The organism is Streptomyces sp. NPDC054847, from assembly GCF_053610925.1.
In genome coordinates this window covers 1-5,747 of record NZ_JBSGZJ010000456.1, presented here as the reverse complement: position 1 = coordinate 5,747, position 5,747 = coordinate 1, and the positions used below count along the sequence as shown (strand labels likewise).

Here is a 5,747-nt window from a genome sequence, read left to right as displayed (position 1 = left end):
CGCCCAGGCGGCGCGCACCACCAGCGCCGACTTGCCGACCCCCGCCGTGCCGTCGACCGCGACCACGGACACGGCGCCGGCGGGTACGGGGGCGGTGAGCAGGGCGAGTTCCCTCTCGCGGCCCGCCAGGCAGGCGGTGTCGCCGGGCAGTTCGTTTCGGCGGGGCCAGGGGACTCCGGGGCGGTCGGACCCGGGGGCGGGACGACTCCCGGGCCGTGGCTCCTCGGTCCGCGTGCCCCCGGAAGCGGTGACGGTGGCCGCCTGACGCTCCGCCACCGCGCCGAGCAGCAGGCGGTCGTCCCGGCGCAGGACGGCTTGGTGCACGGCCCGCAGTTCCTCGCCAGGCTCCACACCCAGCTCGTCGAGGAGACGACGGCGCATCTCCCGGTGGACGGCAAGGGCCTCGGCCTGTCGGCCGCTCCCGTACAGCGCACGCATCCGCAGCGCAGCGAGGACCTCGTCGTACGGCTGGTCCAGGGGCGCGGCCATGAGTTCGTCCAGGGCCTCCGCCCAGCGGCCGATCGCCATCAGACACTCCGCCCGGTCCTGGTGCAGCATGCGCCGCTGCCGGGCGAGGCGTTGGCGCTCACCATCGGCGAATGGCCCCGGCAGACCGGTCAGCGGTTCGCTGCGGAACAGTTCCAGTGCCCGGCTGCCGTGCTCCAGTGCGGCACCGAGGTCGCCGGAGTCCTTCGCGCGCCGGGCACGGGAGGCCTCCTCGGCGAGGTCCGCGAGGTCGGTCCGTGCTCCGCCGGGCACGAACCGGTAGCCGCCGCGCCCGCTGTCGATGACCGACCGGCCGGGACCGGCGGCGGCCACGTCGAGCACCTTGCGCAGCGAGTAGACGTAGCTCGGCAGCACCCGGTGGCCCGTCGCAGGGGGATCGGATCCCCATACGTCGGCAAGGAGCTGTCCATACGTCACCAAGGATGGCGCACGCAGAATGAGGACGGCGAGTACCGCCTGCCGCCGTACCGGGCCAAGGGTGAGCGAGGCGTCGCCACGGCGTGCCCGTACCGGCCCGAGAAGATCGATCCGCAGTTCCCCGCCCGTATCGACCGCGTTCCGGTCCGGCTCCTTCGCCTGCACGCCCATTGCCCAGCCCCCGTGTCCTTCGCGTGCCCCGTGCCTGCGCAACCGATCGAATCCTCGGTTCAGGAGAATTTCATCGGCTTTGCAGCGCCTCACGGGAGAGTCTGCCTGGTTGCTTCGGCCGCCGCCGAACCGGAGGACGAGTGGTCTGCCGCACACGACGGTGCGACCCGGGTCCGCCGCTGCCGCAGACACGTCATCGAGAGAGGTTGTTTCGCAATGTCACACGTCAACCGTGCGCCCGGCGCCGGGCCCACCCGCCGCGGTGGACGATGGGAGCGCTACCGGATCGCCCACCCGTTCTCCATTCAGGACCAGGCGGCCCTGTGGGGATCTATCGCGGGCGTCGTCGCACTCGCCGTACTGCTCGGCTGGGCACTCGACATGAAGGGCGGCGTGCTCATCGTCGCGGCAGCGCCCTTCATCATCTCCTGGTTCGAAAAGCGGCGTACGGCATTCCAGTTCGACGCGGCCGGTGCCCGGTTCGGCGAGGTGCTGCTGCCGTGGCCCGACCTCACCGAGTTCGTCGTCGCCAGACCGCCGGACAGCGGGGACGCGCTGATCGGTGGGAGGCTGCGCCCCGGCGCGTCGCTGCCGACGGGTGTGCCCGGGCCGGCCCGGCACCCAGCCATGCCGGCGCACATCCATGTCGCCGTTCCGGGCACGAAGTTGGATCTGGCGAAGATGGTCCGCAAGGCGCGCAAGTACGCCCCGTCGCACATCCGGATCGTGATCGCCGAACCGTCCGGCGAACGCGTGGCGACCTGACCATGCGGCACCCGCACCAGCCTTGGTACCGGCCCCGCATGCAGCAGCAGCCGGTCGCAGACAACCCATACGCCCCCGAGGGCGGCACACAGGGACCGCCGGGCCGGCGCAGACGTTTCGGCAAGGGGCCGGGCATCGCCACGGCCCTCGTGTTCCTCCTCCTCGCGGCGGGCGGAGGGCTGTACGCCGTCAACGACGGCCGACCGGCAGACCCGCGGCCGCCGGTGGCGGAGCAGGAGCCCCGTGCCTCCGGGGAGCCCTCCGCCGACCCCACGCCCGCGGTCAGGACACCCGGGACCCGGCGGATGCCGACGTCGCAGGAGATCAACGCACACCGCGCACCGGGGGACGCGACGGCGTGGATCGTCAACGACCCGACCGACGTGCCCCGGCGCAGTATCGAGTTCCACGACCTGTGGATCGTCGGCGACACGGTCGTCCAGGCCGTGTACAGGAAGGTCTCCGCCCACCGGCTCTCGGACGGCGCCGAGGTATGGAGCGTGCCCCTGCCCGCCCCGGTCTGCGAGACACCGGTCAACCCGACTCCCGACGGCAAGGTCGTCCTGGCGTACAAGAGCAGCCAGGCGGTCCACGGCAACCGGTGCAACCAGCTTCAGATGATCGACCTCCGGACCGGGAAAGCGGGCTGGCACAAGGAGCTGACCGAGACCGGTCCCCTGGACGACACGATCACCGTGAACACCGCCATCAGCGGCGACGTCCTCGCAGTCGTCCAGGGCATGAGAGCCGCCACCTACAGGGTCGGCGACGGCACCAAGCTCTACGACATCCCCATGGAGAACCCCGGCAGATGCCATCCCGACGATGTGGCGGGCGGTCCCCGGCTCCTGGTGAAGTCCGACTGCGCGATCGACGTCGACCGCGGCAAGAGCTACAGCCAGCTCCGCGAGATCGACCCGCGCACGGGCACGGTCCTCTGGCGCCACCGGACGGCGCAGGGCTGGCAGGTGGGCAAGGTGCTCTCCGCCGACCCGGTCGTCATCACCACGTTTCACGCCGAGGAACGCACCGACAACTGGCGGGTGGTTGCACTGGGCCCGGGTGGAAGGCCGCGGACCACCGTCGATGCCAGGCCCAAGGGTTTCACGTACTGCGCCGGTGAGGGAAGCTCGGACGAAAACCTCCAGAACTGCGGCGGTGCCGCTGTCGGCGACGACACTGTCTTCCTGGGAGGCACCGACAGGGTCGGTGCGTACGACCTGGGCACGGGCAAGCTGGTCTGGGGCGTGAAGTCCGAGGACACTGCCCTCCATCCCCTGCGCGCGGAGGGCGGTGAGTCGGGTGCGCTCGTCTACGAGGCGGCCTCGCCGAGCCGCCCGGGCGGGATCGTCCGGCTCGGCAAGGGCGGCGCGGACACGAAGCGGCAAGTGCTGCGGCACCCCGCATCGGCCCGTGCCACGGAAGCGGGAATGCTCGCCGGCCGCGTGGCCTGGACGAACGACCGGATCGTCATCACGCCGTCCGTCGTGTACGGCGATGACGCCAGGTCTCAGTCCCGCATGCTGTCGTTCGGCCCGGAGCGCTGAACCGCCGACGGGGCCGCCCGTGCGATCCGGTCCGCCCGCCGCCGGGGGCGGCAGACGACGGCGCGGGTCGGCCGGCCCATGGCGGTTCGCAGCCCGGCTCCCGGTCGACCACCCTCGCTGCCGACCGCCAGAGTGACGGTGATCACGGACGCCGTTCGGAGGGTGCTGCGTAGGCTTGTGCAGTCGTCGCGGTGGGGTCCAGGAGGGTGGGCGAAGCTCTGCTGCAACCGCCTGACGGCACGTCAGGAGCGTCGGCAAGTGGTCAGCATCAGTCCTCGAAAACCTGGGGACTGCTGCCCGGACATGCGACGCGTTATAAGGTAAGGAAACCGCCCTTGACCTGCAAAAACGCAGGCAGGGAGCCTAGATCCAGGAGTGCCTCGATGATGCGTACAATGTTCAAGTCCAAGATCCACCGCGCCACCGTCACCCAGGCCGACCTGCACTACGTCGGGTCCGTGACCGTCGACCGCGATCTCATGGACGCCGCCGACCTGCTGCCGGGCGAGCTGGTCCACATCGTCGACATCACCAACGGCGCGCGCCTGGAGACCTACGTCATCGAGGGGCAGCGCGGCTCCGGTGTGATCGGGATCAACGGTGCCGCCGCGCACCTGGTGCACCCCGGAGACCTGGTGATCCTCATCAGCTATGCCCAGGTCGAGGACGCGGAGGCCCGCACTCTGGTGCCCAGCGTCGTGCACGTCGACGCGGACAACCGGATCGTGGCGCTGGGCTCCGACGCCTCCGAGCCGGTCCCCGGCAGCGACACCTCGCGCAGTCCCCAGGCGGCTTCCGCCCTCTGAGGGCGCGCGGGCGGAGCCTGCCGCCGGGGAGCAGACTGGGAGCAGAAGTGTTCCGGCCCGGCGGTGGGCACGCGTGCAGCGTGGGGCGTGCGGTGACCGCGGCGCCTCCTGCGGGCTTCGCCGCGCAGGACCGCGGCGCCGCCCCTGTGCAGCGGGGGTTTCGGAGACCGCGGAGCTGGCGACCTCCGACCATGCCGGCGACGCCACGGACGACGAGCTGCGCGACGGGCAGCTGCTCTGGGCCACCGTGGACAGTCCGTGGATCCACAACGTCGACACCGCCAAGTACCTGGCCGGCGTCCAGCCGCTGCGCGAGATGGCGCCGGAGGCGGTCCTCAGCACACCTCTGCCCCCGGCCGTGGGCATCGCACCGCGGTGATCGACACCATCTCCCGGGCCCCGGGCGCGGACCCCTTCGTCGGGCCGGACCAGGCCGCGCTCGAGCAGATGCTGGCCTCGTTCGAGCCGGAGGGGACCCCGTCGGACCCGGTCGTGCCCGGCTGAGGCCGTCCACCGTGGTCAGCGGCGGCGTGTGACGGCGCTAGCATCGCGATCATGCTGGCGCTGCTGCACACATCCCCCGTCCACATACCCGTCTTCGACGCGCTGAGGGACAGCGACCACCCGTCCCTGGCACTACGGCACCTCGTCCACGCCGACCTGCTCACCCGCGCGATGGCCGAAGGCCCGCAGGCCGTCGCCGCCGCGGTGGACGCGGTCCTCGCCGGGGCGGTCGCCGAAGGCGCCACCGCGGTGCTGTGCACCTGCTCGACGATCGGCCAGGTCGCGGAGGCGTGCGCGCCACGCCTCGGCGTCCCGGTGCTCCGGGTGGACCGCCCGATGGCCGCCGCCGCGGCCCGGCACCGGCGGATCGTCGTGGTCGCGGCGGTGCGCAGCACCCTGGCACCGACGGACGCCCTCATCAGGGAAGAAGCCGCCGGGCGCGACATCGACCTGAGCACGCGGCTCGTCGAGGGCGCATGGGAGCGTTTCGAGGCGGGGGACCACGACGGCTACCTGGACGCCGTGGCCGGGGTCCTCGACGATGTGCGCGACGCCGACGTCATCGTGCTCGCCCAGGCCTCGATGGCGGGCGCCGCCGGCCGCACGAGCAGCGCGGTGCCCGTCCTCTCCAGCCCCGGGACGGGCTTCCGCGCGGCCGCCGCCGCGGCCGGCGCCCGACCCGCGGACGCCTCAGCGTGACTGGATCGCGCCGGAACGGGAACGCGGTACGGGACCGCGGAACGAAACGATCCCTCACGCGGATCGCTCCCGCGGAACCGGAAGATCCATGACGTCCCCCGGGAGGCCGGCATGACGCACCCGAACCCCGTCCCCGCACCCCCGGTGCCCACGCCCGACCCCGGGCCGCCGCCGGACCCGGGTCCGATGCCGGGTCCTGTGCCCACTCCGAGCCCGCCGCCGGTGCCGCCGCCGGATCCGATCCCGCAGCCGCCGGGGCCCGGCCCGCAACCCGTTCCCGACCCGGAACCGGAGCCGGGACCGGCCGGCGTCTGACAGAACCGCCCGGAGC

Annotated in this window: 7 protein-coding genes; 6 read left to right on the top strand and 1 reads right to left on the bottom strand. The window is 72.5% G+C overall.

What is annotated here, in order from left to right; genetic code table 11:
* Positions 1-1,095 (bottom strand): AfsR/SARP family transcriptional regulator (locus tag ACWGH4_RS29975; protein ID WP_453466443.1); only part of this gene is annotated, 1,095 nt, incomplete at its 3' end.
* Positions 1,096-1,311: 216 nt separating this feature from the next.
* Between ACWGH4_RS29975 and ACWGH4_RS29970 the strand changes: the two genes are divergently transcribed.
* The 6 genes from ACWGH4_RS29970 (at position 1,312) to ACWGH4_RS29945 (ending at position 5,416) form a co-directional block, all read left to right on the top strand.
* On the top strand, positions 1,312-1,860 hold the full coding sequence (locus tag ACWGH4_RS29970; protein ID WP_453466441.1) for a hypothetical protein: 549 nt from the start codon (positions 1,312-1,314) through the stop codon (positions 1,858-1,860).
* A 38-nt stretch (positions 1,861-1,898) separates the two neighbouring features.
* On the top strand, positions 1,899-3,407 hold the full coding sequence (locus tag ACWGH4_RS29965) for an outer membrane protein assembly factor BamB family protein (protein ID WP_453466439.1): 1,509 nt from the start codon (positions 1,899-1,901) through the stop codon (positions 3,405-3,407).
* A 383-nt stretch (positions 3,408-3,790) separates the two neighbouring features.
* Positions 3,791-4,213 (top strand): aspartate 1-decarboxylase, encoded by a 423-nt coding sequence (panD, locus tag ACWGH4_RS29960; RefSeq protein ID WP_189465374.1) that lies wholly within the window; start codon positions 3,791-3,793, stop codon positions 4,211-4,213.
* Positions 4,214-4,286: 73 nt separating this feature from the next.
* Positions 4,287-4,592 (top strand): hypothetical protein, encoded by a 306-nt coding sequence (locus tag ACWGH4_RS29955; RefSeq protein ID WP_453466436.1) that lies wholly within the window; start codon positions 4,287-4,289, stop codon positions 4,590-4,592.
* Positions 4,589-4,717, top strand: coding sequence for a hypothetical protein (locus ACWGH4_RS29950; RefSeq protein WP_453466434.1), 129 nt, complete (start codon positions 4,589-4,591; stop codon positions 4,715-4,717). Before ACWGH4_RS29955 ends, ACWGH4_RS29950 begins: the two co-directional genes overlap by 4 nt.
* A 51-nt stretch (positions 4,718-4,768) precedes the next feature.
* On the top strand, positions 4,769-5,416 hold the full coding sequence (locus tag ACWGH4_RS29945) for an aspartate/glutamate racemase family protein (protein WP_453466432.1): 648 nt from the start codon (positions 4,769-4,771) through the stop codon (positions 5,414-5,416).
* The last annotated feature ends 331 nt before the right edge of the window (positions 5,417-5,747 follow it).

What these genes read in the sequence shown, in the direction of transcription:
- ACWGH4_RS29945 (WP_453466432.1), top strand. Translation starts at nt 4,769, where the DNA reads ATGCTGGCGCTGCTGCACACATCCCCCGTCCACATACCCGTCTTCGAC.
- panD (WP_189465374.1), top strand. Translation starts at nt 3,791, where the DNA reads ATGATGCGTACAATGTTCAAGTCCAAGATCCACCGCGCCACCGTCACC.
- ACWGH4_RS29970 (WP_453466441.1), top strand. Translation starts at nt 1,312, where the DNA reads ATGTCACACGTCAACCGTGCGCCCGGCGCCGGGCCCACCCGCCGCGGT.
- ACWGH4_RS29965 (WP_453466439.1), top strand. Translation starts at nt 1,899, where the DNA reads ATGCAGCAGCAGCCGGTCGCAGACAACCCATACGCCCCCGAGGGCGGC.